The organism is Rhizobium sp. Root1212 (assembly GCF_001424985.1).
Taxonomy (GTDB): Bacteria; Pseudomonadota; Alphaproteobacteria; order Rhizobiales; family Rhizobiaceae; genus Pararhizobium.
In genome coordinates this window covers 1101395-1126530 of sequence record NZ_LMDA01000001.1, presented here as the reverse complement: position 1 = coordinate 1126530, position 25136 = coordinate 1101395, and the positions used below count along the sequence as shown (strand labels likewise).

General features: G+C 62.7%; 25 protein-coding genes, 1 tRNA gene and 1 pseudogene. 13 read left to right on the top strand and 14 right to left on the bottom strand.

The window, feature by feature from the left end:
* Window positions 1-47: 47 nt before the first annotated feature.
* Complete coding sequence (gene trmB, locus ASC86_RS05340; protein ID WP_056318291.1) at window positions 48-746, top strand: tRNA (guanosine(46)-N7)-methyltransferase TrmB; 699 nt, start codon at window positions 48-50, stop codon at window positions 744-746.
* A gap of 33 nt (window positions 747-779) precedes the next feature.
* Here the strand turns inward: trmB and ASC86_RS05335 are convergent, their stop codons facing one another.
* Both ASC86_RS05335 and ASC86_RS05330 read right to left on the bottom strand, forming a co-directional pair.
* Window positions 780-1037, bottom strand: coding sequence for a DUF1150 family protein (locus tag ASC86_RS05335; protein ID WP_056317081.1), 258 nt, complete (start codon window positions 1035-1037; stop codon window positions 780-782).
* 130 nt (window positions 1038-1167) lie between these two features.
* The gene (locus ASC86_RS05330) at window positions 1168-1599 is read right to left on the bottom strand and encodes an Hsp20 family protein (RefSeq protein WP_056318289.1); all 432 of its coding nucleotides are present in this window, start codon (window positions 1597-1599) and stop codon (window positions 1168-1170) included.
* A 171-nt stretch (window positions 1600-1770) separates the two neighbouring features.
* On the opposite strand from ASC86_RS05330, the gene ASC86_RS05325 reads away from it, so the two are divergent.
* Window positions 1771-2715, top strand: coding sequence for a nucleoside hydrolase (locus tag ASC86_RS05325; RefSeq protein WP_056317078.1), 945 nt, complete (start codon window positions 1771-1773; stop codon window positions 2713-2715).
* A gap of 65 nt (window positions 2716-2780) precedes the next feature.
* Here ASC86_RS05325 and ASC86_RS05320 read toward each other — a convergent pair whose 3' ends face one another.
* From ASC86_RS05320 to rmuC, 3 genes are all read right to left on the bottom strand, one after another.
* Window positions 2781-5138 (bottom strand): methyl-accepting chemotaxis protein, encoded by a 2358-nt coding sequence (locus ASC86_RS05320; protein ID WP_056317075.1) that lies wholly within the window; start codon window positions 5136-5138, stop codon window positions 2781-2783.
* 330 nt (window positions 5139-5468) lie between these two features.
* Window positions 5469-6368, bottom strand: coding sequence for a ribokinase (locus ASC86_RS05315; protein WP_056317072.1), 900 nt, complete (start codon window positions 6366-6368; stop codon window positions 5469-5471).
* An 80-nt stretch (window positions 6369-6448) separates the two neighbouring features.
* Entirely contained in the window at window positions 6449-7642 is a 1194-nt protein-coding gene (gene rmuC / locus ASC86_RS05310; RefSeq protein ID WP_082509881.1) for a DNA recombination protein RmuC, read from the bottom strand.
* A gap of 141 nt (window positions 7643-7783) precedes the next feature.
* Between rmuC and def the strand changes: the two genes are divergently transcribed.
* The 3 genes from def to truA are packed head-to-tail and all read left to right on the top strand — an operon-like array spanning window position 7784 to window position 10040.
* Complete coding sequence (def, locus tag ASC86_RS05305; protein ID WP_056317070.1) at window positions 7784-8308, top strand: peptide deformylase; 525 nt, start codon at window positions 7784-7786, stop codon at window positions 8306-8308.
* Between the two features lie 53 nt (window positions 8309-8361).
* The gene (gene fmt, locus ASC86_RS05300; protein ID WP_056317067.1) at window positions 8362-9297 is read left to right on the top strand and encodes a methionyl-tRNA formyltransferase; all 936 of its coding nucleotides are present in this window, start codon (window positions 8362-8364) and stop codon (window positions 9295-9297) included.
* Window positions 9297-10040, top strand: coding sequence for a tRNA pseudouridine(38-40) synthase TruA (gene truA, locus ASC86_RS05295; protein WP_056317065.1), 744 nt, complete (start codon window positions 9297-9299; stop codon window positions 10038-10040). Before fmt ends, truA begins: the two co-directional genes overlap by 1 nt.
* Here truA and ASC86_RS05290 read toward each other — a convergent pair whose 3' ends face one another.
* Both ASC86_RS05290 and dapE read right to left on the bottom strand, forming a co-directional pair.
* The gene (locus tag ASC86_RS05290; protein ID WP_056317062.1) at window positions 10041-10637 is read right to left on the bottom strand and encodes a hypothetical protein; all 597 of its coding nucleotides are present in this window, start codon (window positions 10635-10637) and stop codon (window positions 10041-10043) included.
* Window positions 10624-11817, bottom strand: a complete 1194-nt coding sequence (dapE, locus tag ASC86_RS05285) for a succinyl-diaminopimelate desuccinylase (RefSeq protein ID WP_056317059.1) — start codon at window positions 11815-11817, stop codon at window positions 10624-10626. The genes ASC86_RS05290 and dapE overlap by 14 nt, the downstream gene beginning before the upstream one ends.
* Before the next feature lie 204 nt (window positions 11818-12021).
* On the opposite strand from dapE, the gene ASC86_RS05280 reads away from it, so the two are divergent.
* On the top strand, window positions 12022-13209 hold the full coding sequence (locus ASC86_RS05280) for a GGDEF domain-containing protein (RefSeq protein ID WP_056317056.1): 1188 nt from the start codon (window positions 12022-12024) through the stop codon (window positions 13207-13209).
* A 97-nt stretch (window positions 13210-13306) separates the two neighbouring features.
* On the opposite strand, the gene ASC86_RS05275 is transcribed toward ASC86_RS05280, so the two are convergent.
* Both ASC86_RS05275 and dapD read right to left on the bottom strand, forming a co-directional pair.
* Complete coding sequence (locus ASC86_RS05275) at window positions 13307-13696, bottom strand: DUF805 domain-containing protein (RefSeq protein ID WP_056317054.1); 390 nt, start codon at window positions 13694-13696, stop codon at window positions 13307-13309.
* A 4-nt stretch (window positions 13697-13700) separates the two neighbouring features.
* Window positions 13701-14552 carry a 2,3,4,5-tetrahydropyridine-2,6-dicarboxylate N-succinyltransferase gene (gene dapD / locus ASC86_RS05270; protein ID WP_056317051.1) on the bottom strand — a complete coding sequence of 284 codons (852 nt, stop codon included), beginning with the start codon at window positions 14550-14552 and terminating at the stop codon, window positions 13701-13703.
* A 208-nt stretch (window positions 14553-14760) separates the two neighbouring features.
* Between dapD and ASC86_RS05265 the strand changes: the two genes are divergently transcribed.
* Window positions 14761-15660, top strand: coding sequence for an LOG family protein (locus ASC86_RS05265; protein ID WP_056317044.1), 900 nt, complete (start codon window positions 14761-14763; stop codon window positions 15658-15660).
* Between the two features lie 77 nt (window positions 15661-15737).
* A complete protein-coding gene (locus ASC86_RS05260) occupies window positions 15738-16160 on the top strand; it encodes a pyridoxamine 5'-phosphate oxidase family protein (protein WP_056317039.1) in 423 nt (140 codons plus the stop codon).
* A 51-nt stretch (window positions 16161-16211) separates the two neighbouring features.
* Here the strand turns inward: ASC86_RS05260 and ASC86_RS05255 are convergent, their stop codons facing one another.
* Entirely contained in the window at window positions 16212-16730 is a 519-nt protein-coding gene (locus ASC86_RS05255; RefSeq protein WP_056317035.1) for an EF-hand domain-containing protein, read from the bottom strand.
* A gap of 120 nt (window positions 16731-16850) precedes the next feature.
* Window positions 16851-17558, bottom strand: a complete 708-nt coding sequence (locus ASC86_RS05250) for a pyrimidine 5'-nucleotidase (RefSeq protein WP_082509880.1) — start codon at window positions 17556-17558, stop codon at window positions 16851-16853.
* A 103-nt stretch (window positions 17559-17661) separates the two neighbouring features.
* Here ASC86_RS05250 and ASC86_RS05245 point away from each other — a divergent pair, with 103 nt between their 5' ends.
* From ASC86_RS05245 to ASC86_RS05230, 4 genes and pseudogenes are all read left to right on the top strand, one after another.
* Window positions 17662-18567 carry an EamA family transporter gene (locus ASC86_RS05245; RefSeq protein WP_056317027.1) on the top strand — a complete coding sequence of 302 codons (906 nt, stop codon included), beginning with the start codon at window positions 17662-17664 and terminating at the stop codon, window positions 18565-18567.
* 12 nt (window positions 18568-18579) lie between these two features.
* Window positions 18580-19206: pseudogene (locus ASC86_RS05240) on the top strand (methylated-DNA--[protein]-cysteine S-methyltransferase); the annotation flags it as partial.
* Complete coding sequence (locus ASC86_RS05235) at window positions 19203-19967, top strand: isocitrate lyase/phosphoenolpyruvate mutase family protein (RefSeq protein WP_056317019.1); 765 nt, start codon at window positions 19203-19205, stop codon at window positions 19965-19967. The pseudogene ASC86_RS05240 and the gene ASC86_RS05235, both read left to right, overlap by 4 nt.
* A 102-nt stretch (window positions 19968-20069) precedes the next feature.
* Complete coding sequence (locus ASC86_RS05230; protein WP_056317016.1) at window positions 20070-20516, top strand: BA14K family protein; 447 nt, start codon at window positions 20070-20072, stop codon at window positions 20514-20516.
* 67 nt (window positions 20517-20583) lie between these two features.
* Here the strand turns inward: ASC86_RS05230 and ASC86_RS05225 are convergent.
* The 3 genes from ASC86_RS05225 to ASC86_RS05215 all read right to left on the bottom strand — a co-directional run bounded on the left by ASC86_RS05225 (window position 20584) and on the right by ASC86_RS05215 (window position 24568).
* Window positions 20584-20660, bottom strand: a tRNA-Arg gene (locus tag ASC86_RS05225).
* A gap of 169 nt (window positions 20661-20829) precedes the next feature.
* On the bottom strand, window positions 20830-22302 hold the full coding sequence (locus ASC86_RS05220) for a HAMP domain-containing sensor histidine kinase (RefSeq protein ID WP_056317013.1): 1473 nt from the start codon (window positions 22300-22302) through the stop codon (window positions 20830-20832).
* Between the two features lie 259 nt (window positions 22303-22561).
* A complete protein-coding gene (locus ASC86_RS05215; RefSeq protein WP_056317010.1) occupies window positions 22562-24568 on the bottom strand; it encodes a methyl-accepting chemotaxis protein in 2007 nt (668 codons plus the stop codon).
* A gap of 394 nt (window positions 24569-24962) precedes the next feature.
* Here ASC86_RS05215 and rpmH point away from each other — a divergent pair, with 394 nt between their 5' ends.
* The gene (gene rpmH / locus ASC86_RS05210) at window positions 24963-25100 is read left to right on the top strand and encodes a 50S ribosomal protein L34 (protein ID WP_037104763.1); all 138 of its coding nucleotides are present in this window, start codon (window positions 24963-24965) and stop codon (window positions 25098-25100) included.
* Window positions 25101-25136 lie beyond the last annotated feature (36 nt).

Below are 25136 nucleotides of genomic sequence, written 5' to 3'. Positions count from 1 at the left end.
GCTTCCTTTTGGGAGGCCGCCGCTTTTTCTATTCGAAAGACCACGCCATGACCGAACAGCACCGCAGCCGCTCGACCGAAGCCTTCTTCGGCCGCCGCAAAGGCAAACCCTTGCGCACCCAGCAGGCCGGCTATCTGGAAACGGTGCTGCCGCTGCTCAAGCTCGACCTTTCCCAGCCGGGGCCGGAGGATTTGAAGAGCCTGTTTCGGCACCCTGTCGAGAAGGTGCGGCTGGAGATCGGCTTCGGCGGCGGCGAGCACCTGATCCATCGCGCCGTCGAAAACCCCAAGACGGGCTTCATCGGCGTCGAGCCCTTCGTCAATTCCATGGCCAAGTTGATCGGTCATATCGAGGAGAAGGGCGCAGAAAATATCCGGCTCTATGACGATGACGCCACACAGGTTCTAGACTGGATGCCGGAGGCCTCAGTCGATCAGATCGATCTGCTCTATCCCGATCCGTGGCCGAAGCGGAAGCACTGGAAGCGGCGCTTCGTGTCGAAGGTCAATCTCGACCGCTTTGCGCGCGTGTTGAAGCCGGGCGGAATTTTCTGCTTCGCCTCGGATATCGATACCTATGTGAACTGGACGCTGCTCAAGTGCCGCGACCATCAGGCCTTCGAATGGACGGCGAAAAATGCCTCCGACTGGCTGACGCCCTATGCGGGATGGCCGAGCACGCGCTACGAGGCCAAGGCAAGGCGCGAGGGCAGAAGCTCGGCCTATCTCACATTCCGGCGCGTCTGATCAGACGCGCCTCTTACCGCATATACAATCGCCTTAGTGCAGGCTGACGGTCTTCAGGTCGTCTTCGGCCGCCTTGAAGAAGGTGCTTGAGCGGTTGTCGGTAAGAAGGATCGGCGTGCCATCGGCGCCGAACAGGGCCCAAAGATCGAGGCCGGGGTCCATGTCCGGTGCTTCCGGGAAGCAGCGGGAAACCTCGTCCGAACGCATTTTCCTGATGTAGCCGACTTCACCGGCGCCGAGATGAGCGAGATCGTTCTTCGAGAGCGGCGCGCTGACGTTTTTCAGTCCCATGAGTCTTGCTCCGTGGCTTTACGACCGGGCATCGGGTGATGCACCGATTCGTAAGACTTGCGTTCCGCCCGAACCCCTGGAAATCCGGGATTTTCGGCGGTCAAAGCGAGCGGTCGATCCACCCGCGATCCTAGTCTGGGACGAAAATATTAATTTTCTTTACCATACGGACCGGTTCCGGCCGCATGAGGTCGATTGCGAGCAGCCCGTTGCGCAATTCCGCCTTCAAAACCGTCAATCCGTCGGCCAGCATGAAGCTGCGCTGGAACTGCCGCGCGGCGATGCCGCGGTGCAGGTAGTCGCGCTCGCCGGTCTCGATCTGGCGGCCGCGGATGACGAGCTGGTTATCCTCCGACGTGATGTCGAGATCGTCTTCGGAAAAACCGGCGACGGCGAGCGTAATGCGCAGCCGCTGCGGCTCGCCGCTGGCGGCATCGCTGTGCACGCGTTCGATATTATAGGGCGGATAGCCGTCATTGCCCTTGGCGATACGCCTGAGGGTATTTTCCATCGCGTCGAACCCCAGCATCAGCGGGCTCGAGAAAGGTGGCAGGCGGCTCATGTCCTCGTCCTTGTGAATCAAGCGACTTCGGTTCGGGCGGGTCCGCTCATGCAGCACCCGCCGCGTGGAATATGGTAGCTGTGCGCAATCAGTACAAGATCGGGAGAAGGCGCTTGCACAGGCGCGCTGTGCAAATCATAGTCCGCGCCGAAAAGACAAGGAGTGCATTCCATGGCCGAGCCCAGGAAAATCATCATCGACACGGACCCCGGCCAGGACGATGCCGCCGCCATCATGCTGGCGCTCGGCAGCCCCGAGGAACTCGACGTGCTCGGCATCACCACGGTTGCCGGAAACGTGCCGCTGTCCCGGACCTCGCGCAATGCCCGCGTCGTCTGCGAGCTGTGCGGCCGGCCCGATGTGAAGGTGTATGAAGGGGCCGAGCGGCCGCTTTTGCGCCAGCTCATCACCGCCGAACATGTGCATGGCAAGACTGGGCTCGACGGCCCGGTCGTAGACGAACCCGTCATGAAGGTTCAGGACCAGCACGCGGTCGATTTCATCATCGAGACGATACTCTCGCACGAGGCGGGAACTGTGACGCTTTGCACGCTCGGCGCGCTGACCAATATCGCCCTTGCCCTGCAGAAGGCGCCTGACATCGCGCCGCGCGTGCGCGAACTGGTGATGATGGGCGGCGGCTTCTTCGAAGGCGGCAACATCACGCCGGCTGCCGAATTCAACATCTACGTCGATCCCGATGCCGCCAAGATCGTCTTTGCCTCGGGCATCCCGATCGTGATGATGCCGCTCGACGTCACCCATAGGGTGTTGACCTACAAGAGCCGCGTCGAGAAAATCCGCGCCATCGGCTCGCGCCCGGCCGTTGCCATGGCCGAGATGCTGGAGTTCTTCGAGCGCTTCGATATTGAGAAATACGGCTCCGACGGTGGCCCGCTGCATGATCCGACGGTAATCGCCTATCTGCTGCGGCCGGAACTCTTCAAGGGCCGCGATTGCAATGTCGAGATCGAGACGGCTTCCGAACTGACGGTCGGCATGACCGTGGTCGACTGGTGGCAGGTGACCGGCCGCAAGCACAATGCAAAGGTGATGCGCGAGGTCGACGACCAGGGTTTCTTCGATCTCCTGACGGAGCGGCTGGCGCGGCTTTGAGAATTCGAAATGAAAACGGCGCCCGAGGGCGCCGTTTCTGTTTCATATCTTGATCGCAGAGGCGATCAGAACTCTTCCCAGTTATCCGTGGCCAGTGCATTGGCGCCCGAGGTCTGCGGCGTCGTAGTGTAGCGGGCCGGGGCAGGCTTTGCAGGCGTGTAGGCTGCCCTTGCCGGCGCGGCCGGCGCCCGCATGCGCTCTGCCGTGCCGCGCAGCATATCGACCGAGGACTGAGCCTGGCGGCCAACCTGGAAGCGGGAGACGAGCGAGCTGAGCGTGCGGGCCTCTTCGTTGAGGGCGACGCTGGCTGCAGTTGTCTCCTCGACCATGGCGGCGTTCTGCTGGGTCACCTGATCCATCTGGTTGACGGCGGTGTTGATCTCCTTGAGGCCGACGGCCTGTTCGGAAGCCGACGACGAAATCTGGCGGATCAGGCCGTTGATCTGCACCACCTGGTCGGCGATCTTCTGTAGCGCGCTGCCGGTCTGGCCGACAAGCTCCACACCCTCGCGGACCTGATCGGCCGAGGTGTTGATCAGTGCCTTGATCTCCTTCGCGGCATTGGCCGAGCGCTGGGCGAGTTCGCGCACTTCCTGGGCGACGACGGCAAAGCCTTTGCCGGCTTCACCCGCACGGGCGGCTTCCACGCCGGCGTTCAGGGCCAGCAGATTGGTCTGGAAGGCGATCTCGTCGATGACGCCGATGATGCGGCTGACTTCGCCCGAGGACTGCTCGATGCCCTTCATCGCCGAAATCGCCTTCTGGACGACTTCGCCGGACTTTTCGGCATCGCCGCTGGCCGATTCCACCGACTTGGCCGCGATCTTGGCATTGTCGGCGCTGGCATTGACCTGCGAGGTCAGCTCGTCGAGGGCGGCTGCGGTTTCCTCAAGGCTTGCGGCCTGCTGCTCGGTGCGGTGCGACAGGTCGTTGGCGGCCGACGAGATTTCGCCGGTGCCGTTGCCGATATTGTGAACCGAGCTGTTGACCGTCTGGATGGTCTCTTCAAGGCTCTGCATCGCGGCGTTGAAGTCGTTCTTCAGCTGGGCGTACTCACCCGGAAAATCGTCGGCGATGCGGTAGGCGAGGTCGCCGGCCGAAAGATGCGACAGGCTCTTGCCGAGGCGGGTGACGATATCGCGCTGCAGGGCGTTCGACTGGGCGCGTTCGGCTTCCGTCTGGTTGCGCTGCTCTTCGGACTGACGGCGCTCGTGCTGGGCTTCGGCTTCCAGGCGCTTGGTATCGGCGAGCTGGTGGCGGAAGCCTTCGAGCGCCTTGGCGACGGAGCCGGTTTCATCGGCACGATCCTGACCAGCGATCGGATTGGTGTAGACGCCGCGGCTGAGGGTTTCAACATCTGCCACGAGGCCGGCGAGCGGCTTCTTCACAAAACGGCGCACGGCGAAATAGAGGCCGAGCATGACGGCGGCGAGCACGGCGATGCCGCCGATGACCATCATGGTGGTCTGGTCGTTGACCGGGGCGGCGATGGCGCTGCGCGGCACGTCGACGAGAAGAACCCAGGTCGTGCTGATATCCGGCAAGGCGAAGGGATAGACGATGCGGTCGAAGGGCTCGAACTCGTCATATTTGAGATTGGGGATAAGGCCGACCTTGTTGGAGGCGAGCGCTTCCTTGACGAGTTCCGCGCCGGTTCCGTCGAAGGGCTTCATCAAGAGATCTGGGATGGGCGCGACCAGCCAGTTGCCGTTCTGGGCGACGAGGGTGACGCGGCCGGTCTCGAACGGATGGATCTTGCTGAGCTTTTCGGACAGCGAATTCAAGGAGACATCGACGCCGCTCACGCCGATCATCTTGCCGCCGGACATGACGGGATAGGCAATGGAAGCCATCGAGACGTTGTCGCCGGTCGTGGTTTCCTGATAGGGCGCAGACATCGCACCCTTGCCGCTCTTGGCGGCCAGCGAATACCACTGGCCTTCATAATCGGATTCGAAGGCAGAGAAGGTGATGCCGCCCGTCTTGTTCTTGGTCCAGTAGGGGTTGAAGGCGCCGGTCTTGCTGCCGCCGAACTCCTTCTTTTCCACATAGTCGGCGGCCTTGCCGTCGAAGGCGCCGTCCGGCGCTTCGGCAAACCAGCTGCCGAAGGCAAAGGCGTTGTTCTGGACGTTGCTCTTCAGGATGCTGATGATCGACTTGCGATCGAGGAAGCCGCCCTCGTGGCCGAGGCCGACGGAACCGGCCATGGAGCGGGCAGCGCCCGCAAGCTCGCCAATATCGCTGGCAATGCCCGATGCGATCGCCTTGGCTTCGACTTCGGCCTGGTCACGCACCAGCGTTTCCACTCGGGTCTGGGTCTGCGAGATCAGGACATAGTTGGATGCGAGCAGGACGAGGGCGATCGTTCCGCCCGTCACCGCGATCAGCTTGGTGGCCAGAGATTTGGCCTGAAACTTGAGCATGAAAATCCCCTCGGGATAGAAACTGGCGGTCGCGAGGCCGCAACGGGAAGCAGACAGATGTTGGGAAATGCTCCCTCATGGAGCGCCAGATGCCGCAAGGACATCGCAAGACCGAGCCCGGACCTTTCGGCGCGGCTCGCTGCACAGCTTCTGAATAGCTGGAAAATTATTAAAATTAGAAGAATACGAGACGTGAAAGGCCGGTTTACCAGGCTTTTGCTACAAATGCGGCATACTCCATCCGAATTGCGAACGGAGAGCGTCTACGGAGCGCAACTTGCGTTTGCGAGAGCCTGGATCAGGTCGCGCAAACGCAGGCGCATCCGGCTTTTAGAGACGGGCTTCCACCTCGGCGGCAACAGGGATCGCCGGCTGGGCGCCGGGCTTCAGGCAGGCGAGCGAGCCGGCAACGGCGGCGCGGCGCAGCGCCTTCTCGAAATCGAGGCCGGCATCGAGGCTGGCGGCGAGATAACCGCAGAAGGTATCGCCGGCGCCGACCGTATCGACCGGCTCGATCTTCAGCCCCTTGGCGGTGTGGATCGCGCCCTCGCTTAGAGCAACGACGCCCTCGGCGCCGAGGGTGACGATGATTGTCTGACCGGTTTCCTCATGCAGTCGGCGCATTGCGGCGACCCGCTCGTCGGCGCTGAGGCCGGTTTTGCCGGCGAGCAATTCGAATTCGGTCTCGTTGGCGACGACGATATCGGCCATGCGGCCGAGACGGGCCGCATCCGGCGTCAGCGGTGCAATGTTGATGAGCGAGCGGATGCCGGCCTTCTTCGCGGCCGACAGCGCTGCTTCGATGGATGCGGCGGGGATTTCGAGCTGCAGCACCAGCGTATCGCCCGTGTCCATGGCTGCGACGGCAGCGATGCCATCGTTTTCCGTGACCTCGCCGTTGGCGCCGGCCACCACGATGATGACGTTTTCGCCATCGCCGCCGACGAGGATGTGGGCGGTGCCGGTCGCCCTATCGACGACGTTGACGGCGGAAAGATCGGTGCCGGCCTGCTTCATCAGCGCCAGTGCATCGGTGGCGAAGGCATCGGAACCGACGGCGCCGGCCATCAGCACCTTGGCGCCGGCGCGGGTTGCGGCGAGCGCCTGGTTGGCGCCCTTGCCGCCGGCGGCGGTGGAAAAACCGGTGCCGGCCAGCGTTTCGCCGGGCTTCGGCAGGCGCGGGGTGGTGGCAATCAGGTCCATGTTGATGGAGCCGAATACAGTGATCATGAAAAGCCTCCCCGGCATGTTGGTGCGCTGCAGCCTGTGGGATACAGCGTGCGATTTTGGCCGGACACTGCCCGAGACGGTCAGTCCTCGTCAACCACCCTGAGCTTCAGCTGGCCAAATCGGTTTTCCGCACCGGATTTATGCTCTGCGGAGGTGACTGGCGGTGCGCCGTTTTCGAGTTCCAGCGCTTCGATACGGGCGCCGCGCCGCTTCAGCTTGTCGGAGGAAATGAGGATATCGTCCACGTCCTTCTGGGTCGCGGTGAAATGGCCATGGAGCTTGCGGATGCGCTCGTCGAGACGGCCGAGGTCTTCCATCAGCCGGATCACCTCGCCCTGGATCAGATGGGCCTGCTCGCGCATTCGGGCATCGCGCAGGATCGACTGGATGACCTGGATCGACAGAAGCAGCAGCGACGGCGAGACGATGACGATGCGGGCGCGGTGGGCCTTCTGCACGATCGCTTCGAAATGCTCGTGGATATCGGCGAAGATCGATTCGGAGGGAACGAACAGGAAGGCGGTATCCTGCGTTTCGCCGGCAATCAGATATTTGCCGGCGATATCGCGGATATGCACCTCCATGTCGCGGTGGAATTGCTGGCCGGCGAGCCGCGCCGTTTCCGCGTCGCTGGTGCTGCGCATCGCGTTCCAGCTTTCCAGCGGAAATTTGGCGTCGATCACCAGTACCGGCTGGTCGTTCGGCATGCGGATGGTGCAGTCGGGGCGTGAGCCGTTGGAGAGCGTCGGCTGGAAGGCAAAGGCGCCGATGGGAAGGCCGTCGGCGACGATGGTTTCCATGCGCGACTGGCCGAAGGCGCCGCGCGTCTGCTTATTGGAGAGGATCTGCTGCAGGCCGGCCATGTCTTTCGCCAGCGACTGGATGTTGGTTTGGGCCGTGTCGATGACGGCCAGACGCTCCTGCAGGCGGCGCAGGTTTTCGTGCGTCGCTCGGGTCTGCTCGGTGATGGATGCGCCGATGCGCTGCGTCATGCCGTCGATGCGCTGGTTGATGGAGTGGTTGAGTTCGGATTGCCGGGTGCCGAACACTTCGGTCATGGCGGCAATGCGGCCCTGCATTTCCGTCTGGGCCGAGAGGAGCAGGGCCATGCGTTCGTCGGCGGCTTCCGTGCGCTGCCTCTGCCGGCGCGCGCTCGACAGCGAGACGAGGACGGCGAGCGCCAGCACAACGGCCACCGCCGCCAGAAGCTGCGTGACGCCGACGGGATAAGTGCCGAGATGGAAGAGGATCGGATCGGGAGCGATGGAATTCATGCCCCGAGGCTAACAGATTTTCGCCAGCTTTCCAGATCAAAACGGGAACATTGCTTTTCGACAGTCAATCGCGATTGATTTCGCGTCAAAATTCTTTGCCGGGAGAATTCCATCCGTGCCGAAGATCGGCTAAGGGGAGCGATGACCATCAAGCCGCTCATTATTCTGCCCGATCCGGTTCTTCGCGAGCTGTCCCAGCCCGTCGAGACCGTCAACGACGACATCCGCCGCTTGGCCGACGATATGCTGGAAACCATGTACGATGCCCCCGGCATCGGCCTTGCCGCGATCCAGATCGGCGTGCCGCGCCGCATGCTGGTGATCGACGTTTCCAAGGAAGGCGAAGACAAGCAGCCGCTGGTCTTCATCAATCCCGAGATCGTCAGCACGTCGGATGAGCGTTCGGTCTATGAGGAAGGCTGCCTGTCGATCCCGGATTATTATGCCGAGGTCGAGCGTCCGGCCGCACTGACGGTCAACTATATCGACCGCGACGGCAAGAGCCAGAGCGTAAAGGCGGACGGGCTGCTGGCGACCTGCCTGCAGCACGAGATCGACCATCTGAACGGCACGCTGTTCATCGATCACATCTCCAAGCTGAAGCGCGAAATGGTGATCCGTAAATTCACCAAGGCGGCGAAGGTGCGCGGCGCCAAGGCGATCTGATCTCCGCGCTATCGGGCCTTTGACGGGCCGCCTCCTTTGCAAGGAATGATGCCGTGTCGCTTCGTATCGTCTTCATGGGAACGCCTGAATTTTCCGTACCGACGCTGTCGGCGCTGGCGCAGGCAGGGCACAAGATCGTTGCCGTCTATAGCCAGCCGCCGCGGCCGGGCGGGCGTCGCGGGCTCGATCTGCAGAAGTCGCCGGTGCATCAGGCCGCCGAACTGCTCGGCATTCCCGTACGCACGCCGCTGAACTTCAAGGCCGAGGAAGACCGCGCCGAATTCCGTGCTCTCGATGCCGATGTCGCGGTCGTCGTCGCCTATGGGCTGTTGTTGCCGGAGGCGATCCTCTCCGGCACGCGGCTTGGCTGCTATAACGGCCATGCGTCGCTTCTGCCGCGCTGGCGGGGGGCGGCACCCATCCAGCGGGCGATCATGGCTGGCGATCACGAGACCGGCATGATGGTAATGAAGATGGATATCGGTCTCGATACGGGACCGGTGGCGCTGACCAAGGCTGTTGCCATCGGGCCGGAGATGACGGCGGGCGAATTGCACGACAAGCTGATGCTTGTCGGCGCGACGCTGATGCGCGACGCCATGGAAAAGCTGGAGGCCGGCGACCTGCCGCTGACGCCGCAGCCGGAGAGTGGCGTGCTTTATGCGGCCAAGATATCGAAGGCCGAGACACGCATCGATTTTTCGCGCCCGGCGGATGAGGTGCACAACCATATCCGCGGGCTCTCGCCGTTTCCGGGCGCGTGGTTCGAAGCCGAAATCGGCGGCAAGCCGGAGCGGATCAAGGTGCTTGCGAGCACGGTCGAGAAGGCTGGCGGCGAGCCGGGTACGGCCCTATCCGACGATCTGACCATTGCCTGCGGCGAAGGCTCGGTGCGGCTGACGCGGCTGCAGAAGGCCGGCGGCAAGGCGCTGGGCGCGGACGAATTTCGGCGCGGCACGTCCGTTCCTGCCGGCACAAGGCTTATCTGATGCCGCGGTTTCGCCTGATCATCGAATATGACGGCTCGGCCTATGTCGGCTGGCAGCGGCAGGACAATGGCCCTTCCGTGCAGGGTGCGGTCGAGAAGGCGATCCTGAGCCTGACGGGCGAGACCGTTTCCATCCGTGGCGCGGGGCGCACCGATTCCGGCGTTCATGCCCGCGGGCAGGTCGCCCATGCCGATTTGCAGCGCAGTTGGAAAGGCGAGACGCTACGCAATGCGCTGAACGCCCATCTCGGCCAGAACGGCGAGCAAGTGGCGATCCTCGATGCCGCGGAAGTGCCTGATGCGTTCGACGCCCGCTTTTCGGCGCTGCGACGCCATTATCTTTACCGGATCATCTGCCGCCGTTCGCCGCTGGCGCTGGAAGCCAGACGTGCCTGGTGGGTGGTGAAGCCGCTCGACCACGAGGCGATGCACGCGGCGGCGCAGATGCTGGTTGGAAAACATGATTTCACCACCTTCCGCTCGGCCCATTGCCAGGCCAATAGCCCGGTCCGCACCATTGACCGGCTGGATGTGACGCGCGATGGCGAGTTGATCGAAATCCGCGCCACGGCCCAGAGCTTCCTGCACAACCAGATCCGCTCCTTTGCGGGTACGCTGAAACTGGCGGGCGAGGGCAAGTGGACGCCTGACGATGTGAAGACCGCGCTGGAAGCGCGCGACCGCAAGGCCTGCGGCCCCGTCGCGCCTCCGGACGGGCTCTATTTCATGCAGGTCGACTACTGATCAGACGGGAAACAGCCCGAGCGCATCGCGCAGCCATTCGCCAGCCATCAATGGCGGCAGCAGATAAAGGGCGGTCAGGGTGAAGGCGAGCAGGGTGTGCTTGCCGGTAATCGTCTTCAGGAGCATGAAGACGGCCGCAATCGAGACCATCATGACGATCAGCGACAGAAGTGCGGCGAAATCGCCGCTTGCCGGCACCATGAGCGAAAGCGCCGCCGGCACCGCCGCCGCATAAAGCAGCGGCACCGATATCCAGTTTGTGGTGACGATGACGTCGGCGAGAAGCTCGCCGAAGGCCAAGGGCTTGGCCAGCGCCGCGATCAACGCGATGGGCACGATCCAGCTGATGAGATCGATGGTCATCAGCTTCAGGATGAAGGGCAGCCCCGCCGATGTGCCCTCCGGCATGTTGGAGAGGTAGTAGTACCGCGTCGATGCCCAGATGACGGCCATGGCCGGCAGCGACCACAGGATGGCGGCAAAGGACCGAATGACGCCCGCGGCCGAGTTGTCGAGATAGTCGAAGCCGCGCTGGTCGCCGGTGAGCAGCAGCCAGATGCCCTTCAGGTAAAGGGAGATTTCCTCAAGCTGCGGCATTGCCGAACCAGCGTTCGAGGAAGGTTTCGTAGATCGCCGTCAGTGTCTCCAGGTCGGCAACGGCCACGCGCTCGTCGACCATGTGCATGGTCTGGCCGACGAGACCGAACTCGACCACCGGGCAATAATCCTTGATGAAGCGGGCATCCGAGGTGCCGCCGGTGGTCGAAAGCTTGGGCCGACGGCCGACCACGGCTTCGACGGCGCCCGAAAGCGAGGAGATCAGCGCATCGTTATGGGTGAGGAAGACATGGCTTGGGCGCTCGGCCCAGACGATGTCGTATTTCACCGGGTCGCGACCGGGGCGAAGCGGGCTTTCCTTGGCCGCGCGGTCGAGGCGGGCGATGATTTCCGCCTGCAGGCTTTCGGCGCCCCAACTGTCGTTGAAGCGGATGTTGAAGCTTGCCGTTGCCCGCGCCGGGATGACGTTGACGGCGCTGTTGGCGACATCGACGGTGGTGACTTCGAGGTTCGACGGCTGGAAATTCTCGGTGCCGGCGTCGAAGGGCGGGTCCATCAGCGCCTGTGTCAAGGCGAGGATGCCGCGCACCGGATTATCGGCGAGATGAGGATAGGCGGCGTGGCCCTGCACGCCGTGAACGGTGATCTTGCCTGAGACAGAGCCGCGACGGCCTATCTTGATCATGTCGCCGAGTTGGTCGGGATTGGTCGGCTCGCCGACGAGACACGCGTCCCAGCGTTCGCCCTTGCCGGCCGCCCACTGTAGGAGCTTGATCGTGCCGTTGATGGCCGGGCCCTCCTCGTCGCCGGTGATGAGGAAGGAGATCGAGCCCTTCGGCTTGCCGTTCTTTTCGACATAGCGGGCGACGGCGGCGACGAAGCAGGCGATGCCGCCCTTCATGTCGACGGCGCCGCGGCCGTACATTTCGCCACCGGCGATCTCGGCGGCAAAGGGCGGATGCGACCAGTCGGCCTCGTTGCCGACCGGCACGACATCGGTATGGCCGGCAAACATCAAATGCGGGCCTTCGCTGCCGAGACGGGCGTAGAGATTTTCGATATCCGGCGTCGCCTCGTCCGTCGCCGTCACGCGCTCGACCTTGAAGCCAAGAGGCGAGAGCATGGCCTCGAGCGCGACAAGCGCACCGCCTTCGGCGGGCGTGACGGAAGGGCAGCGGATGAGGGTGGCGAGATTGGCGATGGGATCAGTGGAGGACATTGCGCACGCCTGTTGTTTTTTCGCGGGACTGTTTATCCGATCGCCGCCGGCCTGTCACTGTCCCGCAATGGCATGGCTAGTCTTGACGATTTCCTTCAGGCCCGAAACGCTCTAGTTTTTTCTTAACGCGCGGCGCGCATAGTTCCGTGCAATTTCTTCCTGGTAGGCCTTGGTGTGGCGCCAACGGTCTCGAGGCCTTGTTCGATGCCGTTCTTTTATTTCGCCCTCTTCGTGCCGTTTGTCATGCTGGTATTCAGCGTCGCATTCCTGATCGCGGCGCGCAGCGGCTCGCGCCCGGCGCTCTATTGGGCCTTCGCCCATATGATGATCGCCGTGGGCTTCGGGGCTCCGGCACTGGAAGGTTACATTCCGATCAAGCTGCAGGCGCTGCTGGCGGATGGCTTTCTGCTGATCGGCGCGGTGCTTTACGGGCAAGCCCTGCTGATCCGCTTCAAGGCGCCACGCTATCTGCTGCTGCAGAGTGGCTTTGCGTTGGTGGCTTTTATCGTCGTGGCCGGCGCGGTGCTGATCGCCGAGAGCCTGCCGCTGGAGCTTGGGCTTCACGATGCCTTCACCTGCGTTCTCTGGCTGTTTCCGCTGTTCGTCGTGGCCCCCTGGCTTCGGGCACCCATCGACTGGGCGCTGGCGGCGGTGACGCTGATGATCGTGCTCGATGTCGTCGTGCGCAACATCGTCGTCTATGCGATTGCACCCAGCGGGGCTGCGCTGCAGAGCTTCAGCGATTCGGGTTACGCCTTCTTCATGCAGGCCTCCGGCGCCATCATCGGCCTGCTGTTTGCCCTTGTTGCCCTTGCTTCGGTCGCGATCGACCTGCTTGGCCGCTACCGGCAGCAGGCGGAATTCGATTCGCTGACCAATCTCCTCAATCGTCGCGGGCTGGACGAGGCCCTTGCCCGGCTGAAGGCGGCAGGGCCGCTTTCGGGAACGGTGGTCATCTGCGACATCGATCACTTCAAGCGGATCAACGACGATTTCGGCCACACGGTGGGCGACCGCGTTCTGGTCAGTCTTTCGGCGCTGCTGCGGCGCCATTGCGCGGCAAGTGACCTGATCGCGCGCTATGGCGGCGAGGAGTTCGTGATCTATATGTCGGAGGCGGGGCCGGGCGCCGCGTTCGAAAAAAGCGAGAGGATCAGGCGGGAAATCGCCGGCAGCGACTGGCGGGATATGGGCCTCGACCGCGGCGTCACGGCAAGTTTCGGCATTGCCGGTATGGGCGGGGAGACCATAGAGAACGCGCTTGAGCGGGCGGACGTGGCGCTTTACCGCGCCAAGAGCAGTGGCCGCGACAAGGTGATGGCCGCCGATGTTGCATCGCCCGCCGGGTCTTCCAATGTCACGTCGCTGCAGCGTCGTGCCCGGAGGCGCTAGAGCGTTTCCGCTTTTCTTCGAATCGCGAAGCGCTCCAGCTCGTTGTTCTGACGCATTTGCGGACGCAAAACCGCTTCGCACTTTTGCCGGAAATGCTCTAGAAGTTCTCGCCGTCCGGTTCGTTCGTGCGGGCGCCGAAATCGTTCGGTTCTTCGGTGCCCGGCCAGAAACACAGCGCGAACATCAGCGGGCTGATGACCGGCAGAAAGAGAAACAGCGCCAGCATGCCCGTCTGGCCGATATCGTGCAGCCGCTTGACCGTCAGGAGAAATACCGAGGCCGTCGAGACGCCGCCGGCGATGATCGTCAGGATGATCCAGAGCGTCAGGGCGCCATGATTGTTCTCGTTCGCCAGGATGCGGGCCATGGCGAAGCTGATGATCGACAGCCAGAACAGCCAGCCCAGAAGATAGGGCTGGCGGCTGATGCGGCCGGAGGGGCTGAAGAACAGCCACTGCATGGATTTTTCCGATGCGGCGGCTGCCATGGGATCAGTCTCGCAGCAGTTCGTTGATGCCGGTCTTGGAACGGGTCTTTTCATCGACGCGCTTGACGATGACGGCGCAGTAGAGGTTCGGGGCCGGCTGGCCGTTGGCCATGGTGCTGCCCGAGGGCATCGAACCGGCGACGACGACGGAGTAGGGCGGCACTTCGCCATAGGTGATCTCGCCGGTGGCGCGATCGACGATCTTGGTGGACTTGCCGATGAACACGCCCATGCCGAGAACCGAGCCCTCGCGCACGATGCAGCCTTCGACGACTTCCGAGCGGGCGCCGATGAAGCAGTTGTCCTCGATGATGGTCGGGCCGGCCTGCAGCGGCTCCAGCACGCCGCCGATGCCGACGCCGCCGGAGAGGTGGACATGCGCGCCGATCTGGGCGCAGGAGCCGACGGTCGCCCAGGTGTCGACCATCGTGCCTTCGCCGACATGGGCGCCGAGATTGACGAAGGACGGCATCAGGATGGCGTTCGGGGCGATATAGGCCGAGCGGCGCACGACGGCACTCGGCACGGCGCGGAAGCCGGCTTTCTCGAATTCGTTGACGCTCCAGCCTTCGAACTTCGACGGTACCTTGTCCCACCAGACGGAACCGCCCGGACCGCCCTTGACGATCTCCATCGGGTTGAGACGGAAGGAAAGCAGCACAGCCTTCTTCAGCCACTGATGAACGGTCCAGTTGCCGTCCTCGCCCCGCTCTGCGACGCGCACCTTGCCGGCATCGAGAAGGTTGAGAGCGGTTTCCACGGCATCGCGAACTTCGCCCCTGGTCGAGGTGTTGATCGTCTCGCGATTGTCGAATGCGGTCTCGATGGTCTGCGAAAGGTCGGCATGGTTCGTCATCGGAATTCCTTAAGCTTCGGCGGATATCGTGAAACTGCTGTAGAGCATGATCCCGAAAAGTTGAAGCGGTTTTCGGTTGCGGTCTGCCCTGCAGACGGCTCTATGTCGCGAAATGATCGCCTTACGATTTGCATCGGCGGTATCACGACATTCAATAGACACCTGGCGGCCCTGCAGGGCATTCGGCGTGGGTTAAGGAAAGTTCAGCATGGCAAGAATGAAGAAGCGCAATCTGCGTCGCAAGGATGGGGTCTGGGACCCGCTCGTCGACAGCCAGCAGGCCAAGCACCGGGCAGCCGGCGTGCCGCCGACCCCGCAATCCATGTCGCCTTCCTACCGGCTCGCCTATGCCGACGACGATTTCCTGAGCCGTGAGGAACTGCGGCCGGTGCGGCTGCAACTGGAGCTTCTGAAGACCGAGATGATGCTGGCCGAGCGCGGCATCACCTCCACCGTCGTCATGTTCGGCGGCGCGCGCATTCCCGAGCCCGGCGGCGATGCCTGGGCGGCCAGGAACGACATCCAGCGGAAGAACCTGACGGAGGCGTCCGTTTATTACGAGGAGGCGCGCAAGTTCGCGCGGCTCTGTTCGGAACATTCCGCCCAGTCCGGCTACAAGGAATTCGTCGTTGTCACCGGCGGCGGGCCGGGGGTGATGGAGGCGGGCAATCGCGGCGCGATGGAAGTCGGCGCGCCTTCGATCGGTCTCAACATCGTGCTTCCGCACGAGCAGGCGCCAAACCGCTACGTGACGCCGGACCTCAGCTTCAACTTCCACTATTTCGCGATCCGCAAGATGCATTTCCTCGTGCGCGCCAAGGCGGTCACGGTTTTCCCCGGCGGCTTCGGCACGCTGGACGAACTGTTCGAGACGATGACGCTGATGCAGACCGGCCGCATGGCGCTGGTGCCGCTGATCCTGTTCGGGGAAAAATTCTGGCGTTCGATCGTCAATTTCGAGGCGCTGGCCGATTTCGGCACCATCGCGCCGGATGACGTCAATCTCGTGCGGTTCGTGGATACCGCCGAACAGGCCTGGCAGATCATCTCGGATTTCTACGAGAAGGTCGATCCGGGTGCGGTGCCGATCGCTTCCGGCGCGCGGTAAACCCAGACGCGTTTTGCGCGGTTCGAACCATCCGGCCCGAGCCGCGTTTCCTCCCGGTCAGCAATCAGGAGGAAACCATGAGCAATCGAAGCCTGCCGGAAATTTCCAGGAAAATGCGCGAGATCGATATCGCGATGCTCTCCACCCACACGGAAGGCGGCGCAATCGCCGGCCGTCCGATGAGCAACAACGGCGACGTGGAGTATGACGGCGATTCCTATTATTTCACCTGGGAGCAGTCCCGCATGGTGGACGATATCAAGCGCAATCGGAAGGTGGCGCTGTCCTTCCAGGGCGACAAGGCTTTCCTGGTGGCGGTGGAGGGCGAGGCCGACCTCATCCGCGACCGCGAGACCTTCAAGAAACATTGGACGCCCGAACTCGACGAATGGTTCAAGGATGGCGTCGATACCAAAGGCCTCGTGCTCATCAAGGTGCACGCGACCCGCGCCCACTATTGGGACGGCGAGGAAGAGGGCGAAGTGCGCCTCGACAGCTGAGACGATGCAAGCAGACAAGCCCGGCATCGGTGCGCCGGGCTTGTCGTGAAATCAGATTTTGCGGGTGAAATCGCCCGCGTCGATGAAGCCGTCGCCATTGGTGTCGCGGCGCTTGAATATCTTGCCGGCCTGTTCGGTGACTTCCGCCAGGCTGAGAGAGCCGTTTCCGTCGGCATCGATGCGGTGGAAAGCCTTCCCCCGCATGCCGGGCATCGCGGCCGGGCGGATGTCCTTCATCTTTTCGTGAAATTCAGCCGTGGCCTGTTCCGATTTGCCGGCATCACGCCATTGCTTGCGTGCGTCACGGAACGCCTCACGCTTTGCCCTGATCTCGTCACGGGTGACCTGACCGTTGCCGTCGGCATCGAAGGACTTGAAGGCGATCTCGGTGCGGGTCTTCACCTCGTCCAGCGAGACCTTGCCGTCCTTGTCTGTATCGAGCCGTTTGATCATCCATTCCGCCCGTTGCTCCGGCGTTGCTTTCTGCCGTGCGGCGAAGCTTGGCGAGACCGCGCCGGTCACGGCGATCGTGGCGGCAACAAAGCCGAGAAGGATTGTTTTGGTATGCATGGCATGTCCTTTCAGAGTTCGTCTCTGAGGAAAAGGATAGCCGAGATCACCGGTCGGACCAGTTAAACTTTGGTAATTCAGATGTTTGACGAAAGCGCGGCTTTTTCGTGGTGCTTGGACTTAGCCCACCAGCCGCGTCAGGAAGCCGGTCAGGTCTTCCGTCACATAGTCGATCTGCTCGTCTTCGCCGGAGGTCTTTTCCCAGACTTCGGCGAATTCATATTCGAGATTGCGCGGCACCAGCAGCACCGTCTTCATGCCGAGCGTGCGCGGCACGAGCAGGTTGCGCGGCAGGTCCTCGAACATTGCGGCATTGCGGGTATCGACCCGGTGCAACTGCATGAACTTGTGATAGGTATCGCCCGCCGGCTTCGGCACGAAATCGGCGGCGACGATATCGAAGATGTCGTCGAAGTTTTCCAGGATGCCGAGCGCACGCGCCGTGGCTTCGGCGTGGCGCACGCTGCCGTTGGTGAAAATGAACTTGCGGCCCGGCAGCGCCTTGATCGCCTCTCCGAGCGCCGGATCGGCCGGCACGACGGAATAATCGATCGCATGGGCCTTTTCGAGGAAGTCGTTCGGGTCGATGCCGTGATGGATCATCAATCCTTGCAGCGTTGTGCCGTGGTCGCGGTAATATTGCTTCTGCAGCGATTTGGCGTCGACGGGGTCGAGCGACAGAAGGGCCGAGACATAGGCCGTCATGTTGCGGTCGATCTGCGAGAACAGATTGACGTGATGCGGATAGAGCGTGTTGTCGAGATCGAACACCCAGTCGGTGACATGGGCGAAATCGGCTTTGGTCGGCAGGCGGTCGGGCTTGTTCATGGGCGTTCTTATGGCACGGGGCGGGCGGGAAGCAAAAAGGAATTGTTGACAGCGGGCCGTCTATCCGATGGATTTTGCCCCGGTCGCATGATAGCCGGCAGATATGGAAGCCTGGATCGTCATCACCATCGCCGCGGCGTTTCTCCAGAACCTGCGGTCCGCCCTTCAGAAACATCTGCAGACCTCGCTCGGCACCACCGGCGCGAGCTTCGTGCGCTTTGGCTACGGTTTTCCGTTGGCGATCCTCTATGTCACTGGGCTCCACTTTCTCGCGGGATATAGCCTGCCGGCGCTGAACGGCAGTTTCTGGTTCTGGGCCATCATCGGTGGCCTGGCGCAGATCTTTGCGACGATGCTGCTGGTCTATCTGTTCTCGCTTCGCAACTTCGCCGTCGGCACCGCCTATTCCAAGACCGAGCCGGTGCAGGCGGCGATCTTCGGACTGATCCTGCTCGGCGAAAAGCTGACACCCGGCGCCATCGCGGCGATCATCGTCGGCGTTTTCGGCGTGATGATGATCTCGGTGGCGCGCATGCCGCTCTCCTGGCGCAACCTCCTGATCGCCATGACCAGCCGCACGGCGATGGTCGGTATCGCCTCCGGCGCCGTCTTCGGTATTTCGGCCGTCGCCTACCGTTCGGCGGCGCTTTCGCTCGATGGGCCGAACCCGATCATGCAGGCGGCGGTGACGCTTGCCTGCGTCACGACCTTCCAGACCGTGTTCATGCTGGTGTGGATGGCGATCAAGGACAAAAACGAGATCGTCCAGGTGATCCGCTCCTGGCGGTCTTCCGCACTTGTCGGCTTGGCCGGCGTCACCGGTTCGGCCTGCTGGTTCACGGCCATGGCGCTGCAGCAGGTGGCCTATGTGCGGGCGCTCGGCCAGATCGAGCTGGTTTTCACCTTCATGGCCTCCATCTTCCTGTTCCGCGAGCGCATCACGAAGATGGAAGCGGCGGGCTGCGTGTTGATCGTCGCCGGTATCCTGCTGCTCCTGATGTGGAAATAGCGAGGTCGGCGGATCGTTGATGCCCGGCTGGAGGCAAGCTATGGTTCGGGCAGCGGCCTTTTCGCCGCGCGGCTGATCGGAGAAGCGCCGGTGACGGCTCGGGAAACGCTCTATGCGGACTGGATGGAAACGCCGCTCGGCCCGATGCTCGCCGTCGGCGACCACACCCATCTGCACCGTCTTGAATTCCATGACCGAGAGGCGCTGATATCGGAAATGGACGACCTGCGGCGCAGGGCGCGCTCACCGGTCATTGCCGGCCGCACGGCGCCGGTCGAGCAGATCGATGCGGAACTCAAGGCCTATTTCGCAGGCGAGAGCGGTGACTTCAGGACGCCGCTGAGCCTCGGCGGCAGTGCCTTCGAGCGTGCGGTCTGGGAAAAGCTTCTGGAGGTCCCGCTCGGCGAGACGTGCTCCTATGGCGATATAGCCCGTGCGGTCGATACGCTGCAGGCCGTGCGTGCCGTGGCGCGGGCCAATGGGTCGAACTGCATCCCTATCGTCATCCCCTGTCACCGCTGCATCGGCTCGGATGGCTCGCTGACCGGCTATGGCGGCGGGCTTTGGCGCAAACAATGGCTGCTGCGCCACGAGGGAAAGATGCGGCCGGTCGGATTATTCGCTGAGGAGAGATTATGAGCCAGATCGAAAAGGCTAAGGCATTCCAGGCGCTGCATCGCAAGGGCGATCCGCTGGTTCTCTACAACATCTGGGATGCCGGCACGGCCGGTGCCGTCGCTTCGGCCGGCGCAAAGGCGCTTGCCACCGGCAGCTGGTCCGTCGCTGCTGCCAATGGCTATGCCGATGGCGAGGCGATTCCGCTTGAAACGCTGGTGGCTGTCGCCCGCTCGGTGGTCGCGGCCACCGATCTGCCGGTCAGTATCGATTTCGAGGGCGCCTATTCAGACGATCCGAAGCGGGCCGCAGCCAACGTCGCGCTGCTGATGGAGGCCGGAGCGGTCGGCGTCAATTTCGAAGACCAGATTGTCGGCGGCGAGGGGCTTTATTCCATCGGGGACCAGACGGCCCGCATCCGCGCCATCCGGGCCGTGGCTGACGAACGCGGCCTGCCGTTCTTCATCAATGCTCGGACCGATCTCTTTTTGAAGGAAGCGGACGGCAGCAAACACGGGGCGCTGCTCGACGAGGCGATCGCGCGCGCGCATGCCTTCGCAGAGGCCGGTGCAAGCGGCTTTTTCGCGCCTTGGCTCGCCGATCCGGCGCTGATCACACGCCTCTGTGAGGCGAGCCCTCTGCCGGTCAATATCATGATGAAGCCGGGTGCGCCGACGGTCGCCCAGCTTGCCGTCTGCGGTGTTTCGCGGGTGAGCTACGGCCCTGGCCCCTACCGCGCCATGATCGCCTGGCTGAAGGCGGAGGCGACCAAGATATATGGCTGATAATAGCCGGCGATGACGAAGCCGTGATGGACCCGTGTGGGTCGGTCACGCGTTGACCCTGCAAAAGATCAAGCGATTGAACAATTTGCAGGAGAATCTGTCATGAAAAAGATAGCCACCATCGGTGTGGCGCTGGCCACGATCTTTACGGGCATCATGCCCGCACACGCCTTTCCGGGCGTCCCCGCAATCTCGACGTCGCAGGCCAGGATGCCGGGCGTGGAAGAGGTTCGCGACAGGCGTTGGATTCGCGGGAACTATGATCGCCACAACTGGGGCAATGATAACCGCTGGCGATACGGCAACAACCGCCATTGGCGCTACGACAACGGCTACTATCATCATCACGACAATTATGCCGGCGTGATCATCGGCGGCCTTGCGGCCGGCGCGCTTCTCGGAAGCGTCCTGAACGCGCAGCCGCGCACCTATTACGGCGGCAATTCCCATACGTCGTGGTGCTACAATCGCTACCGCTCGTACCGCGCTTGGGACAACACATTCCAGCCTTACTACGGCGGACGTCGCCAGTGTGTATCCCCATATTGACGGGATGCGCATCACACGGCAATCCGCGCAGGTCGCGTCAATGCACTGATTTTAAAGAAAGAAGAAATGGCGCACCCGAAGAGATTCGAACTCCTGACCCCCAGATTCGTAGTCTGGTGCTCTATCCAGCTGAGCTACGGGTGCGTGTCGCTGCGGCGTCAACCGCTTGCGTGGCGATCCTCTAAAACGTCCGGTCGGGGATTGCAAGCGAATTTGCGAAGAAATTTTGCTTTTTGACTGCAGAATTTATCTACTTCGTTGAAATAAAAGGGAAATTACCTGTCATCGTTCGATGGGTAAGATAGGCTTGCGCTTAATGGCGGCGGCGCGAGCGGAAAACATCGAGCGGCACGGCCCTGTCCGGCAGCTCGATCTGGAACAGTGTGCCGGGGGAGGGCTTGTCGACCAGCGAAATCGTGCCGCCATGGGCGAGTACCAGCTCGCGGGCGATGACAAGGCCGAGGCCGGTGCCGCCGGAGCGAGCCGAGCCACGGAAGGCGGAGAACAGGTTTTCACGCGCCTTTTGCGGCATGCCGGGGCCGGTGTCGTCAACGGTGATGCAGACGACGCTACCGGTGCGCACCGCCGAGACGGTGACGATGCGGGCGCGTCCGCTGTCGGCGTCGTTGAGCAGGGCCTGGACCGCATTGCGGCAGATGTTATGGACGACGCGGAAGAGCTGTTCGCTGTCTGCATCCACCTGCAGGTCTTCCGGCACATGGTTGCGAAAGTCGATGCCGGAGGCGGAATCGATCGATAATATCTCTGCGACGTCGACCACCAGCGGCCTGAGCGCCAGGAAGCGGCGGTGCGGCTCCTGTTCAGTGGTGCGGCCATAGGAGAGGACTTCCGTCGTATAGCCGACGGCGCGGTCGATGGTGCGCAGCAGCGTTGGGGCGAAGCGTTTGACGACGGGATCGTCGACATCCGACAGCCGGTCGGAGATTAACTGTGCCGAAGACAGGATGTTGCGCATGTCGTGGTTGATCTTGGAGACGGCAAGGCCGAGATCGGCGAGGTTCTTCTGGCTCTTCAGCGTCTTCTGCAACTGCTGCTGCATGGCGGCGAGATGCTGGCCGGCGAGCGAAAGCTCGTCCTGTCCGGGGGAGGGTGTGAGCACGCGGGCGGGGTCCGACGGATCGGCGGAAAAGGCCTGCATGCTCGCGGTCATCCGGCGAATCGGCGTGATCATGATGCGATTGATCGCCACGAAAATCAGCGTCGCCGTGAACAGCGACAGTCCTATCGACAGGAAGAAGACGTTGCGGGCGTAGACCAGCATCGCCTTGTGCAGGTTGCGATCCGACATCACCAGTTCGATAATCGCATCGCTTTCGCCGAGCGGCGCGTAGACGCGGATGATCTCGTCGCCGCCGGAAATCAGCGTGTGGAAGGCGTCGCCGATCGCTTCGAGCGGCATGACGTCGGTCAGGTCGTATTGCGCATCGACTTCCGGCGGCATGTCGACAGCGGCGATCAGGCGTGATTCGTTCTTGCGGCGGATGGCGATGGCCTTGGTGTCGGTCGCCATCAACGTTTCGTCCTGCAGGGGACGCGGCAGCTCGACATTCTCCAGGCCGTCGACGACGACGCCAGCGGCCGCGGCCGTGTTCAGGCGGTCCTGCAGCCAGCGCACGCGCATGTTGGCGACGGACGGCACGAAGATCAGCACTTCGGCGAGCATGACCGACACCACGGTCAGCAGCAGCAGCTTGCCGGACAAGCCGCGCATCAGCCCGACCGTCGCCTGCGGCGCCTCCACCGATCCTGTTGCGTGTTGGGTCATGTCCGGTTGGGTCCGTGCTTCCTCGATTGACGCGCGCTCCATACCCCATACGCAAAATTCGCGCGTGTGGTTTCGTGTGTCGAAACATATATTAGTGCATGTCGCGCAAAAGTGTGCAGCGGTTTTGCGGAAACGACATGCGCAAGACAAAAACCTGAAGCGGAGGGGTTTTCCAATCGGCGACGGGTGCCGGAGGCATTGCGCAACAAAAATCCCGCGGTTTGGGCCGCGGGATTGAAGGTTTCGTCGTTCGGGGAGATCAGAATTCTTCCCAATTGTCCCTGGCAACTGCGGCGTTTCCACCGCCGCCAAAGGCGCGGGCGACATTACCCATCATGCGGCGGGCGGGTGAAGCGACGGGGCGGGCCGTGTCGCGCGCTGCAGCCGGGCCTGAGGCCTGCCTGCCGCCCTCGTCCAGCTTGAAGTGCGAGATGAGGCTTGCAAGGCCGCTGGCTTCGCTGGAGAGCTTGTGGGTCGCGGCATTGGCCTCCTCGACCATGGCGGCGTTCTGCTGGGTGACCTGGTCCATCTGGTTGACGGCGGTCGAGACCTCGCCGAGCCCGGTCGACTGTTCGCGGGCGGCGGTGGCGATCGAGTGGATGTGGTCGTTGATCTTCAGCACGCGGCTTTCGATCTGGCCGAGCACTTCGCCGGTTTCTTGCACCAACTGCACACCGGTCGCCACTTCCGCGCCGGATTTGCTGATCAGCGCCTTGATGTCCTTGGCGGCGCTGGCAGCCCGCTGGGCAAGCTCGCGCACTTCCTGGGCGACGACGGCGAAACCCTTGCCGGCATCGCCGGCACGGGCAGCCTCTACGCCGGCATTCAGCGCGAGCAGGTTGGTCTGGAAGGCGATCTCGTCGATGACGTTGGTGATCTGGCCGATTTCGCTGGAGGCCTGCTCGATCCGGCCCATGGCATCGACGGCCTTGCCGACGACGGCGGCGGAGCGGGCAGCGCTCTGCGTGGCCTCGGTCACCATGACGGTGGCTTCCTGGGCGCGGTCGGTGGAGTTGCGCACGGCAGCGGTGATCTGGTCGAGGGCGGCGGAGGTTTCCTCCAGCGCCGCGGCCTGCTGTTCGGTTCGCTTGGAAAGATCGTCGGCGGCCGAACGCAGCTCGGAGGAGTTGCCGTTGATGCTGTCGGTGGCGCCACGCACGTCGCGCAGGGTCTTCTGCAGCGTTGCGAGCGTGTCGTTGACGTTCTGCTGCAGTTCGGCGAAGGCGCCCTGGAACTGGCCGTTCATCGATTGCGTAAGGTCGCCGACGGCAAGGCTGGCGATGACGCGGCGGGTTTCGGCGATGCCGCTGTCGACGCTGCCGACCAGTTCGTTGACGCTGCCGGCAAAGCGGTTCAGGTCGTCATTGCCGTAGTCCTTGTGGATGCGGCGGCTGAAATCGCCGGCGGCGGCGGCCGAAACGACGGTGGCGATGCTCGACTGCAGGTCGGCGCTCTTTTCGCGCAGCGCGCTTTCCTGGGCGTTCATTTCGCGCACGGCAAGGCCGTTGCGCTTGAAGACCTCGACGGCGGCGGCCATTTCGCCGATCTCGTCCTTGCGGCCGGCGAAGGGAACGTCGGCATCGAGGTCGCCGGAGGCGAGGCTCTTCATCGAATCCGTCAGCTGCAGGATCGGGCGGCTGAGCTGGTTGGTGGCAATGGTAAAGGCGGCGCCGAGGCCGATGGCAAGACCGATGCCGGCGGTCAACAGCACGAGCACGATCATTTTGCCTTCGATCGCGTTGATTTCCGACTGGATTGCGTCGAGTGCTGCAAGGTCGGTGGCGACGACGGCGTCGATCTCGGCCTGGAAGGCCTTGCGGTTGGCGCGGTTCTGGTCGTTGTTGCCCTGTTCGTTGGCGGCCTGCGGCGAGACTTGCGTGCCCAGCCGCGCGGTTTCCGTACGGAAGGTGCGGAATTCGGCGGCGCGGCCGACGACGGCGTCGAAGGCGGCGAGCTGTTCGGCCGGCACCAGCGGACGCCATTCCTTCAGGAGTACATCGATCTTGTCGAGGCTCTTGACGATGCCTTCGGCGAAGGGCGCGGATTTTTCGAGGCTCTTTGCGGCATAGATGCCGCGCGCATCCATGACCACGGCGGTCACGAGCCGGTTAAGGTGCTCGCCGTTGAAAGCGCGGTCGGAGGCGACGTCGAATTGACGGAGCTTGTCGTTGTATTGCTTGACGACCGTCAGGGCGATGCCGGTGACCAGGAGCGTGATCAAGCTCATGATGCCGACGATCAGGTAGATCTTACCGCGAATTTTCATGGATTAGGGTCCTCGATGACGATGTGACCCCGAAAGCACGGCCCACATAACCCGGCGAGCCTAAGTCGAGCGTGGTTAACGGATGTTTTCAGTCATACAAATTATTCTAGCAGTTGCCTGTTAACCCGCTGTTGAGGCAAGTCTGCTCATCCTTCGCCTTTGCCGGCCCAAGTATCGAGGCTGGCTTTTCTGGAAGGCTGCTGCTTTTTCGGCGCAAACGCCGGGAGATCCGGCATTTCTTGGCCGCGCGATTGACTCGCCCGCTTATTTGCACTTATAAGCCGCGCACGTCTGGACAAGTCCCCTTGCCCTGCGGCAACGCCGTGTCCTGACGATAACGCTCCTTGCTAAAAAGCAAACTCAAGAAGGGCCGCACACCGCGGTATTAAAATAAATGACGAAGCGTACCTACCAACCGTCCAAGCTTGTTCGCAAGCGCCGTCACGGCTTCCGTGCACGTATCGCCACCAAGGGTGGCCGCAAGGTTATCGTTGCCCGCCGGGCACGTGGCCGCAAGCGTCTGTCGGCCTAAGGCCTGCGGCGCATGAGCGTCTTCCGTTTCATCGAA

What these genes read in the sequence shown, in the direction of transcription:
- ASC86_RS05330 (WP_056318289.1), bottom strand. Translation starts at nt 1,599, where the DNA reads ATGAGCCGCCTGCCACCTTTCTCGAGCCCGCTGATGCTGGGGTTCGAC.
- ASC86_RS05235 (WP_056317019.1), top strand. Translation starts at nt 19,203, where the DNA reads ATGAGCCAGATCGAAAAGGCTAAGGCATTCCAGGCGCTGCATCGCAAG.
- def (WP_056317070.1), top strand. Translation starts at nt 7,784, where the DNA reads ATGACCATCAAGCCGCTCATTATTCTGCCCGATCCGGTTCTTCGCGAG.
- rpmH (WP_037104763.1), top strand. Translation starts at nt 24,963, where the DNA reads ATGACGAAGCGTACCTACCAACCGTCCAAGCTTGTTCGCAAGCGCCGT.
- ASC86_RS05265 (WP_056317044.1), top strand. Translation starts at nt 14,761, where the DNA reads ATGGCAAGAATGAAGAAGCGCAATCTGCGTCGCAAGGATGGGGTCTGG.
- ASC86_RS05325 (WP_056317078.1), top strand. Translation starts at nt 1,771, where the DNA reads ATGGCCGAGCCCAGGAAAATCATCATCGACACGGACCCCGGCCAGGAC.
- trmB (WP_056318291.1), top strand. Translation starts at nt 48, where the DNA reads ATGACCGAACAGCACCGCAGCCGCTCGACCGAAGCCTTCTTCGGCCGC.
- dapE (WP_056317059.1), bottom strand. Translation starts at nt 11,817, where the DNA reads ATGTCCTCCACTGATCCCATCGCCAATCTCGCCACCCTCATCCGCTGC.
- dapD (WP_056317051.1), bottom strand. Translation starts at nt 14,552, where the DNA reads ATGACGAACCATGCCGACCTTTCGCAGACCATCGAGACCGCATTCGAC.
- ASC86_RS05255 (WP_056317035.1), bottom strand. Translation starts at nt 16,730, where the DNA reads ATGCATACCAAAACAATCCTTCTCGGCTTTGTTGCCGCCACGATCGCC.
- ASC86_RS05250 (WP_082509880.1), bottom strand. Translation starts at nt 17,558, where the DNA reads ATGAACAAGCCCGACCGCCTGCCGACCAAAGCCGATTTCGCCCATGTC.
- ASC86_RS05315 (WP_056317072.1), bottom strand. Translation starts at nt 6,368, where the DNA reads ATGATCACTGTATTCGGCTCCATCAACATGGACCTGATTGCCACCACC.
- ASC86_RS05320 (WP_056317075.1), bottom strand. Translation starts at nt 5,138, where the DNA reads ATGCTCAAGTTTCAGGCCAAATCTCTGGCCACCAAGCTGATCGCGGTG.
- truA (WP_056317065.1), top strand. Translation starts at nt 9,297, where the DNA reads ATGCCGCGGTTTCGCCTGATCATCGAATATGACGGCTCGGCCTATGTC.
- ASC86_RS05290 (WP_056317062.1), bottom strand. Translation starts at nt 10,637, where the DNA reads ATGCCGCAGCTTGAGGAAATCTCCCTTTACCTGAAGGGCATCTGGCTG.
- ASC86_RS05215 (WP_056317010.1), bottom strand. Translation starts at nt 24,568, where the DNA reads ATGAAAATTCGCGGTAAGATCTACCTGATCGTCGGCATCATGAGCTTG.
- ASC86_RS05280 (WP_056317056.1), top strand. Translation starts at nt 12,022, where the DNA reads ATGCCGTTCTTTTATTTCGCCCTCTTCGTGCCGTTTGTCATGCTGGTA.
- ASC86_RS05260 (WP_056317039.1), top strand. Translation starts at nt 15,738, where the DNA reads ATGAGCAATCGAAGCCTGCCGGAAATTTCCAGGAAAATGCGCGAGATC.
- rmuC (WP_082509881.1), bottom strand. Translation starts at nt 7,642, where the DNA reads ATGAATTCCATCGCTCCCGATCCGATCCTCTTCCATCTCGGCACTTAT.
- ASC86_RS05220 (WP_056317013.1), bottom strand. Translation starts at nt 22,302, where the DNA reads ATGACCCAACACGCAACAGGATCGGTGGAGGCGCCGCAGGCGACGGTC.
- ASC86_RS05230 (WP_056317016.1), top strand. Translation starts at nt 20,070, where the DNA reads ATGAAAAAGATAGCCACCATCGGTGTGGCGCTGGCCACGATCTTTACG.
- ASC86_RS05245 (WP_056317027.1), top strand. Translation starts at nt 17,662, where the DNA reads ATGGAAGCCTGGATCGTCATCACCATCGCCGCGGCGTTTCTCCAGAAC.
- ASC86_RS05335 (WP_056317081.1), bottom strand. Translation starts at nt 1,037, where the DNA reads ATGGGACTGAAAAACGTCAGCGCGCCGCTCTCGAAGAACGATCTCGCT.
- ASC86_RS05275 (WP_056317054.1), bottom strand. Translation starts at nt 13,696, where the DNA reads ATGGCAGCCGCCGCATCGGAAAAATCCATGCAGTGGCTGTTCTTCAGC.